Annotated in this window: 17 protein-coding genes; 4 read left to right on the top strand and 13 right to left on the bottom strand. The window is 58.8% G+C overall.

The window, feature by feature from the left end; translation table 11 throughout:
* Positions 1 to 9: 9 nt before the first annotated feature.
* From nuoI to lrhA, 9 genes are all read right to left on the bottom strand, one after another.
* Complete coding sequence (gene nuoI, locus CPH57_RS13360) at positions 10 to 552, bottom strand: NADH-quinone oxidoreductase subunit NuoI (RefSeq protein WP_025160170.1); 543 nt, start codon at positions 550 to 552, stop codon at positions 10 to 12.
* 14 nt (positions 553 to 566) lie between these two features.
* Entirely contained in the window at positions 567 to 1,544 is a 978-nt protein-coding gene (gene nuoH / locus CPH57_RS13365; RefSeq protein WP_033643858.1) for an NADH-quinone oxidoreductase subunit NuoH, read from the bottom strand.
* Positions 1,541 to 4,279, bottom strand: a complete 2,739-nt coding sequence (nuoG, locus tag CPH57_RS13370; RefSeq protein WP_080301931.1) for an NADH-quinone oxidoreductase subunit NuoG — start codon at positions 4,277 to 4,279, stop codon at positions 1,541 to 1,543. Before nuoG ends, nuoH begins: the two co-directional genes overlap by 4 nt.
* A gap of 76 nt (positions 4,280 to 4,355) precedes the next feature.
* Complete coding sequence (gene nuoF / locus CPH57_RS13375) at positions 4,356 to 5,702, bottom strand: NADH-quinone oxidoreductase subunit NuoF (protein WP_015378579.1); 1,347 nt, start codon at positions 5,700 to 5,702, stop codon at positions 4,356 to 4,358.
* Complete coding sequence (gene nuoE, locus CPH57_RS13380) at positions 5,699 to 6,250, bottom strand: NADH-quinone oxidoreductase subunit NuoE (RefSeq protein WP_015378580.1); 552 nt, start codon at positions 6,248 to 6,250, stop codon at positions 5,699 to 5,701. Before nuoE ends, nuoF begins: the two co-directional genes overlap by 4 nt.
* A 2-nt stretch (positions 6,251 to 6,252) precedes the next feature.
* The gene (nuoC, locus tag CPH57_RS13385; RefSeq protein WP_033651942.1) at positions 6,253 to 8,049 is read right to left on the bottom strand and encodes an NADH-quinone oxidoreductase subunit C/D; all 1,797 of its coding nucleotides are present in this window, start codon (positions 8,047 to 8,049) and stop codon (positions 6,253 to 6,255) included.
* Between the two features lie 96 nt (positions 8,050 to 8,145).
* Positions 8,146 to 8,820 carry an NADH-quinone oxidoreductase subunit B family protein gene (locus CPH57_RS13390; protein WP_004936039.1) on the bottom strand — a complete coding sequence of 225 codons (675 nt, stop codon included), beginning with the start codon at positions 8,818 to 8,820 and terminating at the stop codon, positions 8,146 to 8,148.
* 15 nt (positions 8,821 to 8,835) lie between these two features.
* Complete coding sequence (nuoA, locus tag CPH57_RS13395; protein ID WP_004936040.1) at positions 8,836 to 9,273, bottom strand: NADH-quinone oxidoreductase subunit NuoA; 438 nt, start codon at positions 9,271 to 9,273, stop codon at positions 8,836 to 8,838.
* Between the two features lie 707 nt (positions 9,274 to 9,980).
* Positions 9,981 to 10,925, bottom strand: coding sequence for a transcriptional regulator LrhA (gene lrhA, locus CPH57_RS13400; RefSeq protein ID WP_033643860.1), 945 nt, complete (start codon positions 10,923 to 10,925; stop codon positions 9,981 to 9,983).
* Positions 10,926 to 11,781: 856 nt separating this feature from the next.
* Here lrhA and CPH57_RS13405 point away from each other — a divergent pair.
* Positions 11,782 to 12,996 (top strand): pyridoxal phosphate-dependent aminotransferase, encoded by a 1,215-nt coding sequence (locus CPH57_RS13405; protein WP_019453720.1) that lies wholly within the window; start codon positions 11,782 to 11,784, stop codon positions 12,994 to 12,996.
* Positions 12,997 to 13,103: 107 nt separating this feature from the next.
* The gene (gene yfbR, locus CPH57_RS13410; RefSeq protein ID WP_015378582.1) at positions 13,104 to 13,703 is read left to right on the top strand and encodes a 5'-deoxynucleotidase; all 600 of its coding nucleotides are present in this window, start codon (positions 13,104 to 13,106) and stop codon (positions 13,701 to 13,703) included.
* Positions 13,704 to 13,730: 27 nt separating this feature from the next.
* Here the strand turns inward: yfbR and CPH57_RS13415 are convergent, their stop codons facing one another.
* The 4 genes from CPH57_RS13415 to yfbV form a co-directional block, all read right to left on the bottom strand.
* Positions 13,731 to 15,563, bottom strand: a complete 1,833-nt coding sequence (locus CPH57_RS13415) for an SLC13 family permease (protein WP_033643862.1) — start codon at positions 15,561 to 15,563, stop codon at positions 13,731 to 13,733.
* Positions 15,564 to 15,660: 97 nt separating this feature from the next.
* Positions 15,661 to 16,317: a sugar phosphatase gene (locus tag CPH57_RS13420; protein ID WP_033643863.1), complete on the bottom strand. Its 657-nt coding sequence runs from the start codon at positions 16,315 to 16,317 to the stop codon at positions 15,661 to 15,663.
* A gap of 17 nt (positions 16,318 to 16,334) precedes the next feature.
* Positions 16,335 to 16,829 carry a YfbU family protein gene (locus CPH57_RS13425; RefSeq protein WP_033643864.1) on the bottom strand — a complete coding sequence of 165 codons (495 nt, stop codon included), beginning with the start codon at positions 16,827 to 16,829 and terminating at the stop codon, positions 16,335 to 16,337.
* Between the two features lie 142 nt (positions 16,830 to 16,971).
* A complete protein-coding gene (gene yfbV, locus CPH57_RS13430) occupies positions 16,972 to 17,427 on the bottom strand; it encodes a terminus macrodomain insulation protein YfbV (RefSeq protein ID WP_004936061.1) in 456 nt (151 codons plus the stop codon).
* A 358-nt stretch (positions 17,428 to 17,785) separates the two neighbouring features.
* Between yfbV and ackA the strand changes: the two genes are divergently transcribed.
* Complete coding sequence (gene ackA / locus CPH57_RS13435) at positions 17,786 to 18,988, top strand: acetate kinase (protein WP_004936063.1); 1,203 nt, start codon at positions 17,786 to 17,788, stop codon at positions 18,986 to 18,988.
* A gap of 74 nt (positions 18,989 to 19,062) precedes the next feature.
* Positions 19,063 to 21,222: a phosphate acetyltransferase gene (gene pta, locus CPH57_RS13440; RefSeq protein ID WP_004936066.1), complete on the top strand. Its 2,160-nt coding sequence runs from the start codon at positions 19,063 to 19,065 to the stop codon at positions 21,220 to 21,222.
* The last annotated feature ends 10 nt before the right edge of the window (positions 21,223 to 21,232 follow it).

A 21,232-nucleotide genomic window follows, 5' to 3' on the forward strand; every position in this document is an offset into this window, starting at 1 on the left:
GCTGGCTCCTTAGGGCAACAGACCTTTGACGTCGATCGGTTTGGCTTCGTTTTCGGCTTCGCCTTTGGCTTTGCCGTCAATCGCCATACCGGCCATCCGGTAGAAGTTATATTCCGGATATTTACCCGGCCCCGAGATCAACAGATCTTCTTTTTCGTACACCAGATCCTGACGCTTGTACTCACCCAGTTCGAAATCCGGCGTCAGCTGGATAGCGGTAGTCGGGCAAGCCTCTTCGCACAGGCCACAGAAGATGCAGCGCGAGAAGTTGATGCGGAAGAACTCCGGATACCAACGGCCGTCTTTCTGTTCCGCTTTTTGCAGCGAGATACAGCCGACCGGGCAGGCAACCGCACACAGGTTACAGGCGACGCAGCGCTCTTCGCCGTCCGGATCGCGCGTCAGCACGATGCGGCCGCGGTAGCGCGGCGGCAGGTAAACCGGTTCTTCCGGGTACATCTGGGTTTCACGCTTGGCGAAGGCATGCATGCCAATCATCCAAATGCTGCGCACCTGGGTGCCGAAACCAACCACTAACTCTTTCAATGTCATGGTTTATTCACCCCTTATTGAGCGTTGTACAAAATGACCGCGGCGGTTGCCAGCAGGTTCAGCAGCGTCAGCGGCAGGCACACTTTCCAGCCGAAAGACATCACCTGGTCATAACGCGGACGCGGCAGCGCGGCGCGGATCAGGATGAACATCATCATGAAGAAGGCCGTTTTCAACGCGAACCAGATGAATGGCGGCAGGAACGGACCCTGCCAGCCGCCGAAGAACAACGTCACAATCAGGGCGGACACGGTGACGATACCGATGTATTCCCCCACGAAGAACAGACCGAACTTCATGCCGGAATATTCGATGTGGTAACCGTCAGCCAGTTCCTGCTCGGCTTCCGGCTGGTCAAACGGGTGACGGTGACACACCGCCACGCCGGCGATCGCGAAGGTCACGAAGCCGAAGAACTGCGGAATGACGTTCCAGACGTGCGCCTGCGATTCAACGATAGCCTGCATGTTGAACGAACCCGCCTGCATCACCACGCCCATCAGCGACAGGCCGATGAACACTTCGTAGCTCAGGGTTTGCGCGGAGGCGCGCATCGCGCCCAACAGCGAGTATTTGTTGTTGCTCGACCAGCCGGCGAACAGCACGGCGTACACCGCCAGGCCGGCCATCATCAGGAAGAACAGAATACCGATGTTGAGATCGGACACCGCCCAGGTCGGGCTGACCGGCACGATGGCAAATGCCAGCAACAGGGAAGTAAAGGCGATCATCGGCGCCAGGGTGAAGATCACCCGGTCGGAGAATCTCGGCACCCAGTCTTCCTTGAAGAACATTTTGATCATGTCGGCGACCAGCTGCAGCGAGCCGCCCCAGCCTACGCGGTTCGGTCCGTAACGGTTCTGGAACAGGCCGAGCAGGCGGCGTTCGCCGAAGCTCATGAACGCCCCGCACGCCACGACCACCAACAGGATCACGACCGCTTTAAGAACGGCGATCAGAATGTCGATCACCTCAGGGGTAAACCAGCTCATCGTGCCGCCTCCCGCAGATTGTCTACCTTAGCACCCACCAAGATCGGCGGGATCCCTGGCAAGCCGAGCGGCAAACCAACCTGGCCCTGGGTCAGGGTTTCACTCAGACGCACCGGCAGACGCAAGGTCTGGCCCGCACAGCTGAACTCCACCAGGCTGCCCGCGTTGACGCCAAGCGTCGCCGCGTCGGCCGGGTTGACCATCACGTAGGCTTCCGGCATGCGCTGCTGGATCACGTGAGAGCGCTGCGACATTTCATCGCTGCCGAACAGGTGGTAGTAAGGCGCGACACGCCAGCCGTCGTTCGGATTGAAGGCGGCTGGCACGCGGTCGAAGTAACCGAGGCTGCCCTCCCCCGCTTCGATCAGGCGCACGCCCGGATCGCCGTGGCGCAGTTTGCCGCCCACTTCGGCCTGGAACTTGTTCCATGCCTGCGGTGAGTTCCAGCCTGGCGCCCAGGCGAACGGGATCTGCTGACGATCGGCCAGCGGGCTGTTGTTCCCTTCCATCGAGAAGGCGAACATGGTGTCTTTATCCTGCGGCTGACGCGGCTCGTGCACGCTGATGTTGGCGCGCATGGCGGTACGGCCGCTGGAACGGTGCGGCGAACGCGCCAGCTTCTGACCGCGAATGCGGAAAGTCGCGTCCGGCGCGGCATCGACGATGCCCTGCAGCTGCGGCAACGCGGCGACGCAAGCGGCGATCACGTCATCGAGCTGAGTCCAGTCCACATGGCGGCTGGTGTAGGTGGAGTGCAGCGAGTGCATCCAGCGCCAGCTTTCCAGCATCACGGTGAACTGATTCTTCTTGGCGTCGTCGTAGTAAGCCGGATCGTATACCTGGAAGAAGCGCTGCGCGCGGCCTTCCTGGTTGATCAGCGTACCGTCGCTCTCGGCAAAGCTGGCCGAGGAGAGGATCAGATTGGCTTTGTCCATGATCGCGGTGCGCTGGTGATCGGCGACGATCAGGTTGCTGACCTTGGCCAACGCTGCGTCCACCTGCGCCGCCGGCGCATGGCGATAGAGATCGTTTTCCATCACGATGGCGGTATCGGCTGCGCCGCTCGCCAGCTGTTCCAGCGCCTGATCGAGCGAACCGCCGCCGATCATCGCCAGGCCCATGCTGTTGGCGGCGCCCGCCACGAAGGTGATGCCGACGTCGGAACCGCGGCCCTTCAACGCTTTGGCGATGTTGGCCGCCGCTTCGATGATGGCTTCGCTGCCGGCGTTGCTGCCGGTAATGATCAGCGGTTTGCGTGCGCCGGTCAGCGCCTGCACGATGATGTCGACTTTCTTGTTCAGGCCTTCGGCCAGATCGTTCACCGCCGGCGCCGCGCTATCCAGCGCGTGCGCGATGGCGAAGCCGAAGCGCGCCTGCTCGTCAACCGGCGCGCGGTAGTTCCAGGCGGCGATGTCGTCCAGGCGGGTGTTGTCGACGTTGGTGGTGAACAGCGGGTACTTGGCGTGCTGGCCGATGTTCTGCACCGCCGCGATCTGCCAGTCGGCAACGCGCTGCGCCGCCGCCATCGCGCGGGCTTTACCCTTGACGGCCTGACGCACGGACAGCGCGATGCGCGCGCCGGTTTGCGTCAGGTCTTCGCCCAGCACCAGCACCGCGTCGTAATCTTCGATCTCACGCAGCGCCGGCGTATGAACGCCGCCGTTCTTCAGCACGTTCAGCATCAGCGCCAGGCGTGATTGCTCCGCCTGAGCGATACCGGTGTAGTAGTTCTCGGCGCCGACCAGCTCGCGCAACGCGAAGTTGCTTTCCAGGCTGGCGCGCGGGGAGCCGATGCCGATGGTTTTCTTCGCCTGACGCAGGATGTCCGCCGCGCCCTGCATCGCCTGCTCGGCGTTCAGGGTGATCCAGTCGTCGCCGCGCAGCTGCTGCGGTTGACGCGGACGATCTTTCTGGTTGACGTAGCCGTAACCGAAACGGCCGCGGTCGCACAGGAAGTAGTGGTTCACGCTGCCGTTGTAACGGTTTTCGATACGGCGCAGCTCGCCATAGCGCTCGCCCGGGCTGGTGTTACAGCCGATGCTGCACTGCTGGCAAATGCTCGGCGCGAACTGCATGTCCCATTTACGGTTGTAGCGTTCGGAGTGCGTTTTGTCGGTGAAGACGCCGGTCGGGCACACTTCCACCAGGTTGCCGGAGAACTCGCTTTCCAGCGTGCCGCTTTCCGGGCGACCGAAGTAGACGTTGTCGTGCGCGCCGTACACGCCGAAGTCGGTGCCGTCCGCATAGTCTTTGTAGTAACGCACGCAGCGATAGCAGGCGATGCAGCGGTTCATCTCGTGCGAGATAAACGGCCCCAGCTCCTGGTTGTTGTGGGTGCGCTTGGTGAAGCGGTAGCGACGGAAGCTGTGGCCGGTCATTACCGTCATATCCTGCAGGTGACAGTTACCGCCTTCCTCACAGACCGGGCAATCGTGCGGGTGGTTGGTCATCAACCACTCGACCACGCTTTCACGGAACTGCTTCGCTTCGCCGTCATCGATGGAGATGAAGGTGCCATCGGATGCCGGGGTCATACAGGACATCACCAAACGGCCGCGCGTATCTTCCGCGTTTTGGTATTGCTTTACCGCACATTGGCGGCAAGCGCCGACGCTTCCCAGCGCCGGATGCCAGCAAAAGTAAGGAATATCAAGGCCGAGGGAGAGACAAGCCTGCAGCAGGTTGTCCGCTCCGTCTACCTCATACTCTTTGCCGTCTACATGAATCGTAGCCATAGTCAGCATGCTTCCAAGTGGCCTGCCTTGCGGCAGGCGTTAATCAAAAATTCTGGCCGTGTTCGGGCGAGTCGGCTTACCAGCGTTGCTTCAGCAGATTGTTCGGCTGAATGCCGCCAATCGCATGCGCGTTGCCGAAGTGCTGCACGGCGATACCCGCCTCGAACTCTTCACGGAAATATTTAATCGCGCTTTGCAGTGGCTCTACGGCACCTGGCGCGTGGGCGCAGAAGGTTTTGCCCGGGCCGAGGGAACGGCACAGCTGTTCGAGGGTTTCGATATCCCCCGGCTGCCCTTCGCCGTTTTCCAACGCACGCAGGATCTTCACGCTCCACGGCAGGCCATCGCGGCATGGCGTACACCAGCCGCAGGACTCGCGGGCGAAGAACTCTTCCAGGTTGCGCACCAGCGGCACCATGCCGATCTCGTGGTCTACCGCCATCGCCAACGCGGTGCCGAGACGGCTGCCGGCTTTGCCGATCGCGCCGTATTCCATCGGCAGATCGAGGTGATCGGCGGTCAGGAAGTCGGTGCCCGCGCCGCCCGGCTGCCAGGCTTTGAAACGCAGACCGTCGCGCATGCCGCCGGCGTAATCTTCCAGGATTTCACGCGCGGTGGTGCCGAACGGCAGCTCCCAGACGCCCGGATTTTTCACCCGGCCGGAGAAGCCCATCAGCTTGGTGCCTTTGTCTTCACTGCCGGAGATGCCGGTGTACCACTCCACGCCGTTCGCCAAAATGGCCGGCACGTTGCACAGCGTTTCGACGTTGTTGACGCAGGTCGGCTTGCCCCAGACGCCGGCGCTGGCCGGGAATGGCGGCTTGGAACGCGGGTTGGCGCGGCGGCCTTCCAGCGAGTTGATCAGCGCGGTTTCTTCGCCGCAGATGTAACGGCCGGCGCCGGTGTGCACGATCAGCTCGAAATCAAACCCGGTGCCGAGAATGTTCTTGCCCAGATAGCCGGCTTCGGTGGCTTCCGCGATGGCGCGACGCAGGTGCGCCGCCGCTTCGATGTACTCGCCGCGCAGGAAGATGTACCCGCGATAGGCTTTCAGCGCGAACGCGGAGATCAGCATGCCTTCCACCAGCAGGTGCGGCAGCTGCTCCATCAGCAGGCGGTCTTTATAGGTGCCCGGCTCCATCTCATCGGCGTTACACAGCAGGTAACGGATGTTCATGGATTCGTCCTTCGGCATCAGGCTCCACTTCAAACCGGTGGAGAAGCCCGCGCCGCCGCGGCCCTTCAGCCCGGAATCTTTCACCAGGCCGACGATCTCGTCCGGGGCCAGGCCTTTGAGGGCCTTCTCTGCGCCGGCATAGCCGTTTTTGCTGCGGTATTCGTCCAGCCACAGCGGCTGCTTGTCATCGCGCAGACGCCAGGTCAGCGGATGCGTTTCGGGAGTGCGTACAATGTGCTTGGTCATTGATACTGCTCCAGTAGCGTCTCGATATCTTCAGGCTTCAGCTGACTGTGCGTGTCGTCATCAATCATCATGGTCGGCCCTTTATCGCAGTTGCCCAGACAGCAGGTCGGCAGCAGCGTGAAGCGGCCATCAAAGGTGGTTTGACCCGGTTTGATGTTCAGCTTCTTCTCGATAGCGGCCTGAATGCCCTGGTAACCGGTGATGTGACAAACAACGCTGTCACAATAACGGATCACGTGACGTCCTACTGGCTGACGGAAAATCTGGCTGTAGAACGTGGCCACGCCTTCTACGTCGCTGGCGGGGATGCCCAGCACTTCCGCGATGGCGTAAATCGCACCGTCCGGAACCCAGCCGCGCTGCTTCTGCACAATTTTCAGTGCTTCGATGGAAGCGGCGCGCGGATCCTCGTAATGGTGCTTTTCGTGCTCGATCGCATCACGTTCTTCCGCGCTCAGTACAAATGCATCAACGCCGCTCTGAGGAGCGGCTGCATTGATGGGCTCGAGCGCATCGTTGACTGCGTGATTGTCTTTTTGATCATGCATAGTTAGCGGTCCACATCTGACATTACAAAATCGATACTACCCAGATAGACGATCAGGTCGGAAACCAGGCTGCCTCGGATGACCGATGGGATCTGCTGCAGGTGCGCAAAGCTCGGCGTACGTACCCGGGTGCGGTAGCTCATGGTGCTGCCGTCGCTGGTCAGGTAGTAGCTGTTGATCCCTTTGGTGGCTTCAATCATCTGGAATGATTCGTTGGCTGGCATCACCGGGCCCCAGGAAACCTGCAGGAAGTGGGTGATCAGCGTTTCAATGTGCTGCAGCGTGCGCTCTTTCGGCGGCGGCGTGGTCAGCGGGTGATCGGCCTTGAACGGGCCTTCCGGCATATTGTTCAGGCACTGTTCGAGGATGCGCAGGCTCTGGCGCAGCTCTTCCACCTTCAGCATCACGCGGGTGTAGCAATCGCTGTTGCCGTCGCCGACCGGCACTTCGAAGTCGAAGTTCTCGTAGCCGGAGTACGGGCGCCATTTACGCACGTCGAACTCGACGCCGGTGGCGCGCAGACCGGCACCGGTCACGCCCCATTCCAGCGCTTCTTTGGCGTTGTAAGACGCGACGCCGATGGAACGGCCTTTCAGAATGCTGTTCTTCAGCGCCGCTTTCACGTAGGAATCCAGACGCTTCGGCATCCATTCGAGGAATTCACGCAGCAGGCGATCCCAGCCGCGCGGCAGATCGTGCGCGACGCCGCCGATGCGGAACCAGGCCGGGTGCATACGGAAGCCGGTGATCGCTTCCACCAGATCGTAGATCTTCTGGCGGTCGGTAAAGGCGAAGAACACCGGGGTCATCGCGCCGACGTCCTGAATGAAGGTGGAGATGTACAGCAGGTGGCTGTTGATGCGGAACAGTTCGGACAGCATCACGCGAATGGTGTCAACGCGCTCCGGCACCTTGATGCCGGCCAGCTTTTCAACCGCCAGCACGTAAGGCATTTCGTTCACGCAGCCGCCGAGGTATTCGATGCGGTCGGTGTACGGAATGTAGCTGTGCCAGGATTGACGCTCGCCCATCTTCTCGGCGCCGCGGTGGTGATAGCCGATATCCGGCACGCAGTCGACGATCTCTTCGCCGTCCAGCTGCAGAATGATGCGGAACGCACCGTGCGCAGACGGGTGGTTCGGGCCGAGGTTGAGGAACATGAAGTCTTCGTTCTCGGTGCCGCGCTTCATGCCCCAGTCTTCCGGCTTGAAGGTCAGCGCTTCCATCTCCAGATCTTCTTTCTGCTTGGTCAACACGAAAGGATCGAATTCGGTGGCGCGCGCCGGGTAGTCCTTGCGCAGCGGGTGCCCTTCCCAGGTCTGCGGCATCATGATGCGCGACAGGTGCGGGTGGCCGTCGAAGGTGATGCCGAACATTTCCCAGGTCTCGCGCTCATACCAGTTGGCGTTTGGGAACACCTTGGTGGCCGTCGGCACGTGCAGGTCTTTTTCAGACAGCGCCACCTTCAGCATGATGTCGCGGTTGCGCTCGATGGAAATCAGATGGTAGAAAACGGAGAAATCCGCAGCGGGCAGGCCGTCGCGGTGGGTGCGAAGACGTTCGTCCACGCCATGCAGATCGAACAGCATGACATACGGCTTCGGCTGTTTTCTCAGGAACGTCATTACTTCCAGTAACTGGTCAGGTTTAACCCATACCACGGGCATGCCGGTGCGGGTGGCCTGAACAGTAAAGGCTTCCGGCCCAAAACGGTTGCGCAGTTCGCCGATCACCGGGTCGTCAAGGTGATCTCGGGTCTGCCAGGCAGGCAAGGCGTCGTGCGTCGTCAAATCTGTCATAATTTTTTTTCACCACACTAAAGGGTTATTCGCCGCAAGTTTCACTTTTCGCTGTGTTAACCAATAGCGCACTAAGATGGACGTTAAATGAACGTCTTAAATCTCGTCAGGCGTCCGGAGGTTGGTCACCGCGATGCGCTCGCCGTGTTTACGCTCTCTTTCAGACTGCATATTGGCGCGGTAAACGCCCTGATCGCCGACAACCCACGACAGTGGGCGACGTTCTTTGCCGATGGATTCCTGCAGCAGCATCAGCGCTTGCATGTAGGCTTCCGGACGCGGTGGGCAGCCGGGAATGTACACGTCGACCGGCAGGAACTTGTCCACGCCCTGCACCACGGAATAGATGTCGTACATGCCGCCGGAGTTGGCGCAAGCGCCCATCGAGATCACCCACTTGGGCTCCAGCATCTGCTCGTACAGGCGTTGGATAACCGGGGCCATCTTGGTGAAGCAGGTGCCGGCCACCACCATCAGGTCAGCCTGACGCGGGGAGGCGCGCAACACTTCCGCACCGAAACGCGCCACGTCGTGAACGGCGGTAAACGACGTCACCATCTCCACGTAACAGCACGAAAGGCCGAAGTTATACGGCCAAATAGAGTTTTTACGCCCCCAGTTCACCATGTCATGCAGCGCATGCTCGAGTTTACCCATGTAAACCGTGCGGTGGACCTGTTGTTCCAGGGGATCGGCGACGATCTCCTGTTTTTGCAGGGGATAACGGTCGTTCTCACCGTTCGGGTCTATGCGGGTGAGCGTATAGTCCATCTTAATGCCTCGCTGTTACTGCGGATGACTGTTGGTGTTAGTGATCGTGCTCGGTTTGCTGCGGCGTTGGGAACGCGCCGGAGTCCAATCCAACGCGCCGATGCGCACCAGATAAACCAGACCGGCCAATAGCACCAAAATGAAAATGGCGGCTTCGATAAAGCCTACCCAGCCGCTCTCGCGAATCGAGACCGACCAGGCATACAGGTATAAGGCTTCAACGTCGAAAATAACGAAGAACATGGCCACCAGGTAGAACTTGGCGGACAAACGCATGCGCGCCGTGCCGACCGAGTCGATGCCTGATTCAAACGGGGTGTGTTTGGCGCGCGCCCGGGCTCTCCCGCCCAAGAAGAACGCGCCCAGCAGCATTAAGCCGCAGAGCCCGATAGCCACAACGAGAAATACGGCGAGCGCCCAGTGATGAGCGATAACTTCAGTGGTTGTTGACATACTCTATGCTTACTCATCAAAAGTGGCGTCGATCGCACTGCTCTTGTCACCGGCAGTTAGTGCGCCACATCGATTTAAGGGAAGGATAAATAACCACACAAACAAACTGCTTTTACAGCGAGTTAGGCAGCGTTTTTCTGTGGGCTTTTTACTCCTTTCTATAACCTTTTGTCAACTTTGACAAAAGTATCTACACACTAGTTTACATACGTATCATTTGATTAACATTTGATGCGCCAGGGACAGGCTAAATCGTGTCAGTTAATTTTTGTGTAGAAACAGATAGATATAAACCAACATGCACATTTCAGTTTTACTATACCATTGTCTCAGGAATTCCCTGTTCTTCCACTCACTACCTAGGGGTATTTTTTTGATCCAGGACACGTTTTCAGCATAAATCCTCAAAAAAAGTGTGGCCCTTTAACAATTTTCCTCAAATTGAGCCGCAAAAACGGCCGCTATAAGCTAACAAAATAACCCTTCTATTACCATGCCTTTAACCCATTCAATCTTATTGCTCAAAAAACGAACTTAGCGTATTAAACCAGGCCAAACTCTCTTTTCAGTAACGCTTAAAAGTTAACAAAACATCCAACTCAATTAAAAAAACAAACCAAACACATATAAATACAATTTTAGGTAAAAAAAGGACAAAAAAAACCTCCGCCGAAGCAGAGGTTTTCATCAGATATCGCGCCGCAGCGTTATTCTTCTTCGTCCACCAGGCTGGCGTCATCCTGATCGCTCTGGAGACCGCCTTCCGCGCCGTTGAAGCCATAGCCGTCATTGCCGCCCTGCATCGCGCTAAAGATGGCCATCGCCAGCTCGTTGCTGCACTGCGCGTTTTTGCACAGCGCATACTGGGTATCCGGCAACGGCGGCAAACCTTCCGCCGCGCCCAGCACCCGCAGGTCAGGGCTCATCATCTCGATCGGCCGCGCGGTCACGCCCAGGCCGGCCTTGCAAGCCGCCCGCACCGCGGACAGCGTGGAAGCGACGTAGGCGATGCGCCACGGGATGCCGGCTTCGTCCAACTGCTTGATCGCCAGCGAACGGAACGGGCTTGGCTCGTCCATCACCACCAGCGGGATCGGCTCGCCGGCCTGGTAATGGTAATCGGCGGCGCAGTACCACAACGTCGGCGACGTGCGCAGCACGATGTGCGGATGCCCTTCGGGATCGGCCGTGGTCACCGCCAGATCGATCTCGCCCTCTTCCAGCAGATCGACCATCGTCGTGCTGCGCTTCACGCGCACGTCAATAGCCAGCTTCGGATAGATGGCGGTTACGCGGTTCAGCAGGAAAGGCAGAATGGTATCGGCGGTGTCGTCGGAAGCGCCGATGGTCAGAACACCTTTAATATTGTTGTACATCAGAGAGGTACAGGCTTCATCGTTAAAGCGCAGGATTTTTCTGGCATAACCGAGAAGCTGAATACCATGCTCAGTCAGAAGTTTGTTGCGCCCATGGCGGGCAAACAGTTCTTTGCCGACCAGTTGCTCTAATCGCTGCATTTGTTGGCTGACGGCTGATTGAGTACGGCAAACGGCGACAGCCGCCGCTGCGAAAGTATTCAAATCAGCAACCGCAACAAAGGTTCTTAGCAGATCGAGGTCGAGATTAAGTATCGGACGATTTGCAGTTGTCATAGTGTATTCTTCACTTTTTTAAATTCTAATTTACGAACTACTACCCTGGTGTGTTTCTCAGACGCCGTTGAAAAAGGACGGAGCCTGTTATGACAGTACCCCACTCATAAGTGGAGGGCAAAAAAATTACTTATGATTCGTTACCTCTATCGCTTTTTGAAATGCGATCTATCGATGCTGCTTATAGAACGCGGGGGACTAAATGCCGGCATACGGGGAAAACCCCCACCGGGCCTGAGATTTTACTCATTCATACTGCCTAATTTCCACTCCATTCGTGCTACTGATAACCCTTATCAACTGGCGTTCAGACTGCATTTACGAGCAAGAAATATAAATAATTAACGGCACCGACTTCGTGTCACCACGCAATGAATTTAATAAATTCAATCAGTAAGATTTTTACTTTAAATAATATTCTCATAACCACATAAACAATGCTTAAGATAAAATATAAAGTAAAGCTTATGTAAATATGCCATTTTTCTTAGTGTGGTGTGTCATCTGACAACCCGCTATCAGACAACTCCGGTATTATCGTTCCTTTACAGTTACTGAAAACCATTCTCCCTTACGGCTTATCAGTTCTCCACACCCAAGCGCTGACGCCAGCGCGTCGCGTTGAACGACGCTCGATTTCACAGAACAAAACCCTAGTAAAATTATAGTTCATGAAATTATGAACCACAAAATAACTTTACCTTTGCTTATCATAACTAAAATCCCCCGTTACGACATGCATTTGCACCAAAGGCGTGCAAAACCCTTCAAAAGCAACTACGCCAGGAGTACATTGGGCGGGTTGCGGCGTCCCACGGTAGGAGCGCCCCTATCCCAGCAAAAGGCTCAACTTTTTATGTCCCCCATTGAGAAATCCAGCAAACTGGACAACGTCTGCTATGACATTCGCGGCCCGGTGCTTAAAGAAGCTAAACGTCTTGAAGAAGAAGGCAATAAAGTCCTGAAACTGAACATCGGCAACCCTGCCCCGTTCGGCTTCGACGCCCCGGACGAAATCCTGGTCGACGTGATCCGCAATCTGCCCACGGCGCAAGGCTACTCCGATTCCAAAGGCCTCTTCTCGGCGCGTAAAGCGATCATGCAGCACTATCAGGCGCGCAACATGCGTGACGTGACCGTTGAGGATATCTACATTGGCAACGGCGTCTCCGAGCTGATCGTTCAGTCCATGCAGGCGCTGCTCAACAGCGGCGACGAAATGCTGGTGCCGGCGCCGGACTATCCGCTGTGGACCGCCGCAGTGTCGCTGTCCGGCGGCAAGGCCGTACATTACCTGTGCGATGAGCAGGCCGGCTGGTTCCCGGATCTGGACGACATCATCAGCAAGATCACCCCGCGCACCCGCGGCATCGTGATCATCAACCCGAACAACCCGACCGGTGCGGTCTACAGCAAAGCGCTGCTTGAGCAGATCGTCGAGATCGCCCGTCAACACAACCTGATCATCTTCGCCGACGAGATCTACGACAAGATCCTGTACGACGAAGCAGAGCACCACTCGATCGCCGCGCTGGCGCCGGATCTGCTGACCGTGACCTTCAACGGCCTGTCGAAGACCTACCGCGTGGCGGGCTTCCGCCAGGGCTGGATGGTACTGAACGGGCCGAAAAAGCACGCCAAAGGTTATATCGAAGGGCTGGAGATGCTGGCTTCGATGCGCCTGTGCGCCAACGTGCCGATGCAGCACGCGATTCAGACCGCGCTGGGCGGTTATCAGAGCATCAGCGAATTCATTCAGCCCGGCGGCCGCCTGTACGAACAGCGCAACCGCACCTGGGAATTACTCAACGACATCCCGGGCGTCTCTTGCGTGAAGCCGCAGGGCGCGTTGTACATGTTCCCGCGCATCGATGCCAAACGCTTCAACATCCATGACGACCAGAAGCTGGTGCTGGATCTGTTGCTGCAGGAAAAAGTGCTGCTGGTGCAGGGCTCCGCGTTCAACTGGCCTTACCCCGATCACGTGCGCATCGTCACCCTGCCGCGCGTAGACGAACTGGAAATGGCGGTCGGCAAGCTGGGCCGCTTCCTGGAAGGCTATCACCAATAATCATCAGGGGCGCAGCGCCTCGCTGCGCCCTTCCCTCACAGCCCGGTTGCAAAATTCGCCGACACTGCTTCACAATGGGGCCCTCACTTGCCGTTAAAGAGAGCACCATGAGTCAGAGCCATTTCTTCGCCCATCTGTCCCGCCTGAAACTGATCAACCGCTGGCCGCTGATGCGCAACGTGCGCACCGAGAACGTCTCCGAACACAGTCTGCAGGTGGCCTTTGTCGCCCACGCGTTGGCGGTGATCAAGAACCGCAAATTCAACGGCAACCTCAACGCCGACCGCGTTGCGCTGTTGGCGATGTACCATGACGCCAGCGAAGTGATCACCGGCGACATGCCGACGCCGATCAAATACTACAATCCGCAGATCGCCCATGAGTACAAGAAGATCGAAAAGATCGCCCAGCAAAAGCTGCTGGACATGATCCCGGCGGAGCTGCGCAACGATTTTCGCACCATTCTCGATGAGCATTATTACAGCGAAGATGAAAAGCAGGTGGTGAAGCAGGCTGACGCGCTGTGCGCCTACCTGAAATGCCTGGAAGAGCTGTCTGCCGGCAACAACGAATTCACCCTGGCCAAGGCGAGGCTGGATAAAACCCTGGAACAGCGCCGCAGCCCGGAGATGGACTACTTCATGGAAGTGTTCATTCCCAGCTTCAGCCTGTCGCTGGACGAAATCAGCCTCGACAGTTCGCTGTAACCCCGCCGGCGCAGCCTCGCTGCGCCGTTAAAAACCGTAGAGCCACGGCACCACAATCACGCTGACCGCCATCACCAGCAGGGTGAACGGCACGCCGAGACGCACGAAATCGCCGAACTTGTAATTGCCCGGCCCCAGCACCAGCGTGTTGACCGGTGAAGAGACCGGCGTCATAAAGGCGGCGGACGCGGCGATGGCGATAATCATCGCGAACGGGTATGGCGAGACGCCCATTTCGCGCGCGGCGGCGATGGCGATCGGCGCCATCAGCACCGCCGTCGCGGTGTTGGAAATAAACAGCCCGATAGTCGCGCACAAGACGAACAGGCACAGCAGCATCACGCGCGGCCCCGCCCCGCCGGCGACATCCATCAGCCCGCTGACGATCAGACTGACCCCGCCGGTCTTTTGCAGCGCCTGCGCGAACGGCATCATGCCGACGATCAAAATGATGCTCGGCCAATGGATCGATTTATAAGCGCTCTCCATGTCGATACAGCGGAATTTGCCCATCAGCAAACAGGCGATCAGCGCCGCGATCGGGTTGGGGATTTCGTCGGTCAGCATCATCGCCACCATCAACGCCAGGCAAAACAGCGCGTGCGGCGCCTGTGTGATGGCCGGCGCCACTTCGTCCACTTCGGCCGGCAAGTTGAGCACGATAAAGTCATGGGTTTTGGCCTGCAGTTGACGGATCGCCTTCCAGTCGCCGATCACCAGCAAAATGTCGCCCAGCTCCAGCGGCTCGTCCACCAGTTTGCCGCCGAGCGTCTCGCCGTGGCGGCGGATGCCCACCACGTTCAGATCGTAGCGGCTGCGGAACGCCGCTTCGCGCAGGCTTTTGCCCAGCAGCGCCGAGTCAGGGATCAGCGAGACCTCCGCCATGCCGACGTTGCGCGACTGTTCCGAGAAGTAATCGCCGCGCAGCACCATCGGCTCCAGCCGCTGTTCGCCGCAGAATTCGCGCAGATCGATCTGGCTGTCCGACATGTCGATCAAGAGGACGTCGCCCTCGCGCAGCTCGGTGCTGCCGGAGGCGCTGACCATCACCCGCCGAAAGCGTTTCCAGCGTTCGATGCCCACCACGTTGGCGCCGTAGCGCGCACGCAGGTGCAGTTCATCCAGCGAACGCCCAATCAGCGGCGAAGCGCTGCGGACAGCCAGCCGCCGCGCGCGGCCGGTCAGTCTGTAATCGCGGATCAGATCGCGGAAGGTGCGGCGCTGCCAGCCGTCGCCGGCTTTGCCCGTGTCACCGCTGCCCAGCCAACGCCGGGCGATCAGCATGTAGCCGACCCCCAGCGCCAGCACCACCAGGCCGATCGGCGTCACGCTGAAGAAACCGAAACCATGGATGCCTTCGCGCACCAGCTCGCTGTTGACCACCATATTGGGTGGCGTGGCCACCAACGTCATCATGCCGCTGATAAGCCCGGCAAAGCTGAGCGGCATCATCAGCCGCCCCGGCGCGATCTTCATTCTGGCCGTCACGCTGAGCACCACCGGGATAAAGATCGCCACCACGCCGGTCGAGCTCATAAATGCCCCCAGCCCGGCGACCGTCACCATCAGCAGCATCAACATTTTGGTTTCGCTGCTGCCGGCCACTTTCACCAACCAGTCGCCCACCTGATAGGCCACCCCGGTGCGTACCAACCCTTCGCCGATCACGAACAGCGCGGCGATCAGAATCACGTTGGGATCGCTGAACCCGACCGTCGCCTCCTGCAGGCTGAGCGTGCCGCTCAGCACGAAGGCGATGATCACCAACAGCGCCACCACGTCCATGCGCAGCTTGTTGGTGGTAAACAGCACGATGGCAATCAGCAGTAAACTCAGCACCCACAGTAATTCGCTGTTCAAAACGGCCTCATCCGGCAAATGTCCAAGGGCTTAAAAAATAGCATAAAAAAACCCCGCAAAGGCGGGGTCTAATCAATTAGGGTGAAGATAATGCCACTCAGGCCAGTAGGCGAACGATCGCGCCCTGCGCCGTTTTATCAACGGCGATCTGCGCCAGCGAATCCAGCCGCAGGTCAACCTGCTCCAGCTTCGGCGCGTCGGCCGGGGCGTTGACCGCAATCACCTGGCAGCCCGCCGCCAGCCCCGAAAGAATGCCGGCCGGCGCGTCTTCAACCACCACGCACTCGTGCGGCGCCAGCCCCAGACGTTCGGCACCCAGCAGGTAGGCATCGGGCTGAGGCTTGCCGTGTTTAACCTGCTCGGCGGTGATGAACACCGCCGGCTGCGGCAAACCGCCGGCCTGGCGGCGAGCGCCGGCCACCGGCACCGAACCGGAGGTGACGATCGCCCAAGGGATGCCGAGCGCGTTCAGGCGCTCCAACAACGCGATGGCGCCCGGCAGCGCGCGAACGCCTTCGGTATCCTGCGCTTCCACCTGCTCCAGCAGTTGGAACTCGCGCTGAATTTCCGCTTCGCTTTCACCCGGCATAAAGTGGCGCAGAGAAGTAATGGCCTGTTTACCGTGAATGAAGTCCAGCACCGCTTGCGGATCGACGCCGCGACGCTCGGCCCAGTGCGTCCAGGCGCGCTCTACCGCCGGCAGCGAATCCACCAGGGTGCCATCAAGATCGAACAGAAAACCCTTACACTCCACAGAAAACCTCTTTTTAATCAAGCATTGATGATTTGCGCTATCTCAACGGCGCTCAAGTGATACTGGCGCGGGCAGGCCAGCCAGATCGCCAGCATACGCTGGTATTTTTCCCACATTTTGGTCTGGGCGTTGAAACCGTGGCTGCCGGAATCGAAGTGAGTATAGCGCCCCTCGGTGTTGACCAGGAAACGCACATAGCTCAGGTAGCGCGCCTCGGTGGCGGCGTCGAAGCCGAGAAACGCCAGGCGGCGCTCGTCCAGCCCCTGTTTCTCTTTCAGATTGCCCCAGGAAACCTGCAGCGCATGGTGCATCTCCATCACGTTGATGATGGTGCGGCATACCTCTTCGCTCAGTTCACCAAAGTCACGATCCAGCTCGCGCATTTGCAAGCCGAAGCCGCGTTCGACGATGGTTTGCAACCGGCGATAACGATCGCTGTTGTCCGGATCGAGTAGCGTCATCATCTTGTACTGATTCGACAGGATCAGGCGCTGGGCATGGGTCATTTCCATCAGGATTTCCTCATTTCTGTATGATGGCGGGAGCATCGCACAGCGCAAGAACGCAGGAAATCACAACTCGACCGTTCTTTGATTTAAACCGGGGTTATTGGCGCTTTGACGAGAAAGGCCGCATCAGCGCGGCCTTTTTCATTTACAGATCGTCGAGGAAGGTTTTATCCAACTGCTTGAAGGCGCGCTTAAGCAGATCGGCCAACGTCTGATAGGTGGGCGTGCCCTCGAGCGGCGCCACCGCCTGCCCGGCTTCCGTCAGCTTGTTGCGCACCTCATGGAACCATTGCAGCAGCGTCGGCGGCAGCGGCGTAACAGAGCGACGCCCCAGCCACCACAAGCCCTGCATCGGCAGGCTGCAGGCGAACAGCGCGGTGGCGATCGCCGGGCCGAGCTGGCCGCCCAGCGCGATCTGCCAGGTCAGCGTGAAAATCGCCAACGGCGGCATGAAACGGATAGCGAAACGGGTGGCACGCGCAACGCGGTTCTCCGGAAAGACCGGTGCCAGACGTTTGTCTGACGGCCAGGTTTTCATATAATGCTGCCCGCGCTGGAAGACCTGAAACCAGCTTACGGAACCGGACGGTTTGCTCGTCATTGCGTACCTCAACGTCACGTAAAGAAACTAAAAGCGTGCTGCCAGAGCCCATACTAAAAAATTTGAAGCTTTAAATTTATTTTGTGTTTGCACCGGGCTATCGGTATCCTAAGCCGGCCTTGTGGCCGGTAGAAGATGACGTAAATTTTGTCAACTTTTAGCCCTATAAAAATCAAGATTATTTAAACCGCAGAGAAATCATCGGTTTTTCCATCATCCTGTGATTTGTGCACTTCACATGATGTTAATCATAAATGTCATCGGCACTATGCGCTACGCTTGTTGTCTGATTGACGATTAATTCACCACGTGTGTTCGATTTTCTTTTAACAACACGACTATTTAAGTAGGTACTTCCATGTCGAGTAAGCTAGTACTGGTTCTTAACTGCGGCAGTTCTTCTCTGAAATTCGCCATCATCGATGCCGTTAACGGCGACGAATTCCTCTCCGGTTTGGCCGAGTGTTTCCACCTGCCTGAAGCTCGCATCAAGTGGAAAATGGACGGCGCCAAACACGAAGCTGCCCTGGGGGCCGGCGCTGCACACAGCGAAGCGCTGAACTTCATTGTTAATACTATTCTGGCACAAAAACCAGAGCTTTCTGCGCAGCTGACCGCTATCGGCCACCGCATCGTGCACGGCGGCGAGAAGTTCACCGCTTCCGCCGTGATCAACGACGAAGTTCTGCAGGGTATCAAAGATTCCGTGCCGTTTGCACCACTGCACAACCCGGCTCACCTGATCGGCATCGCGGAAGCGCTGAAATCCTTCCCTCACTTGGCTGACAAGAACGTTGCCGTGTTCGACACCGCGTTCCACCAGACCATGCCGGAAGAATCTTACCTGTACGCCCTGCCGTACAGCCTGTACCGCGACCACGGCGTTCGCCGCTACGGCGCACACGGCACCAGCCACTTCTACGTGACTCAAGAAGCCGCGAAGATGCTGAACAAGCCGGTAGAAGAAGTGAACGTGATCACTTGCCACCTGGGCAACGGCGGCTCCGTCACCGCAGTGCGCAACGGCCAGTGCGTTGACACCTCCATGGGTCTGACCCCGCTGGAAGGCCTGGTAATGGGCACCCGCAGCGGTGACATCGATCCGGCTATCATCTTCCACCTGCACGATTCTCTGGGCATGAGCGTTGATCAGATCAACAAGATGCTGACCAAAGAATCCGGCCTGCTGGGCCTGACCGAAGTCACCAGCGACTGCCGTTACGTTGAAGACAACTACGACAGCAAAGCCGACGCCAAACGCGCCATGGACGTGTTCTGCCACCGTCTGGCCAAATACGTCGGCGCCTACAGCGCGCTGATGGAAGGCCGTCTGGACGCGGTGATCTTCACCGGCGGCATCGGCGAGAACGCCGGCATGGTGCGTGAGCTGACCCTGAACAAACTGGGCCTGCTGGGCTTCGAAATCGACCACGACCGCAACATGGCCGCTCGCTTCGGCAAATCCGGCGCCATCACCAAAGACGGCAGCCGCCTGGCGCTGGTGATCCCGACCAACGAAGAGTTGGTCATCGCGCAGGACGCATCCCGCCTGACCGCGTAATGCTCTCAAAACACCGTCAGCCCAGGCTGACGGTGTTGTTTTAGCCTCATGTTAATCGTGAAGAGGACTATTCTGTGTCACGTACTATTATGTTGATCCCCACCGGCACCAGCGTCGGCCTGACCAGCGTCAGCCTGGGTGTCATCCGCTCCATGGAGCAAAAAGGCGTTCGTCTGAGCGTGTTCAAACCTATCGCTCAACCGCGCACCGGCGACAACGCACTCGACCAGACCACCACTATCATCCGCAGCAACTCCACCATCCCGGCGGCCGAACCGCTGCGCATGGACTACGTTGAGGGCCTGCTGAGCTCCAACCAGCAAGACGTGCTGATGGAAGAGATTGTGGCGCGCTACCACGAGAACACCAAAGACGCGGAAGTGGTGCTGATCGAAGGCCTGGTGCCGACCCGCAAACATCAGTTCGCCAACGCGCTGAACTACGAGATCGCCAAAACCCTGAATGCCGAAATCGTCTTCGTGCTGGCGCTGGGCAACGACTCCCCGGCGCAGCTGAAAGAGCGCATCGAACTGGCGCGCACCAGCTTCGGCGGCAGCAAGAACAAAAACATCACCGGCGTGATCATCAACAAGCTGAACGCACCGGTCGACGATCAGGGCCGCACCCGTCCTGACCTGTCCGAAATCTTCGACGACTCCACCAAGGCCAGCATCGCCCACGTCGATCCTGCGCAGCTGTTCGCCAACAGCCCGCTGCCGGTTCTGGGCTGCGTGCCGTGGAGCTTCGATCTGATCGCCACCCGCGCCATCGACATGGCTCGCCACCTGAAGGCCCGCGTGGTCAACGAAGGCGACATCATGACCCGCCGCGTGAAGTCCGTGACCTTCTGTGCGCGCAGCATTCCGCACATGCTGGAACACTTCCGCCCAGGCTCCCTGCTGGTGACCTCCGCAGACCGTCCTGACGTACTGGTCTCCGCCTGCCTGGCGGCGATGAACGGCGTGGAAATCGGCGCCATCCTGCTGACCGGCGGCTACGCCATCGACGAGCCGATCAAGAAGCTGTGCGAACGCGCCTTCCAGACCGGCCTGCCGGTGTTCATGGTTGACACCAACACCTGGCAAACCTCGCTGAGCCTGCAGAGCTTCAACCTCGAAGTGCCGGCGGACGACCACCAGCGCATCGAGAAAGTGCAGAACTACGTGGCCAGCCACATCAGCACCGAGTGGATCGACTCGCTGACCGCTACCTCTGAGCGTTCACGCCGCCTGTCTCCACCGGCGTTCCGTTACGAACTGACCGAGCTGGCGCGTAAAGCCGGCAAGCGCATCGTGCTGCCGGAAGGCGACGAGCCGCGCACCGTGAAAGCGGCGGCCATCTGCGCCGAACGCGGCATCGCGGAATGCGTGCTGCTCGGCAACCCGGACGAGATCCAGCGCGTCGCGGCAGCGCAAGGCGTTGAGCTGGGCAAAGGCATCGAAATCGTCGATCCGGTCGCCGTGCGTGAAAACTACGTGCCACGTCTGGTTGAGCTGCGCAAGAGCAAGGGGATGACCGAAGTGGTCGCGCGCGAGCAGCTGGAAGACAACGTGGTGCTCGGCACCCTGATGCTGGAACAAGGCGAAGTCGACGGCCTGGTCTCCGGCGCGGTTCACACCACCGCCAACACCATCCGTCCGCCGTTGCAGCTGATCAAAACCGCACCGGGCAGCTCGCTGGTGTCCTCCGTGTTCTTCATGCTGCTGCCTGACCAGGTACTGGTCTACGGCGACTGCGCGATCAACCCGGATCCGACCGCCGAGCAGCTGTCTGAAATCGCCATCCAGTCTGCGGATTCCGCCGCGGCCTTCGGCATCGAGCCGCGCGTGGCGATGATCTCCTACTCCACCGGCAACTCCGGTGCGGGCAGCGACGTAGAGAAAGTGCGCGAAGCGACCCGTCTGGCGCAGGAAAAACGCCCGGATCTGATCATCGACGGCCCGCTGCAGTACGACGCCGCCATCATGGCCGACGTCGCCAAGTCCAAGGCGCCGAACTCGCCGGTGGCCGGCCAGGCGACCGTGTTCATCTTCCCGGATCTGAACACCGGCAACACCACCTACAAAGCGGTACAGCGCTCCGCTGACCTGGTTTCCATCGGCCCGATGCTGCAAGGCATGCGCAAGCCGGTGAACGACCTGTCGCGCGGCGCACTGGTTGACGATATCGTCTACACCGTCGCGCTGACGGCGATCCAGTCTTCCCAGGCTGACGCTGCCGCCGCCAAGGCGTAATAAACCGTTA

The sequence above is a fragment of the Serratia sp. JKS000199 genome (assembly GCF_900215455.1).
Classification (GTDB): Bacteria; Pseudomonadota; Gammaproteobacteria; order Enterobacterales; family Enterobacteriaceae; genus Serratia; species Serratia ureilytica.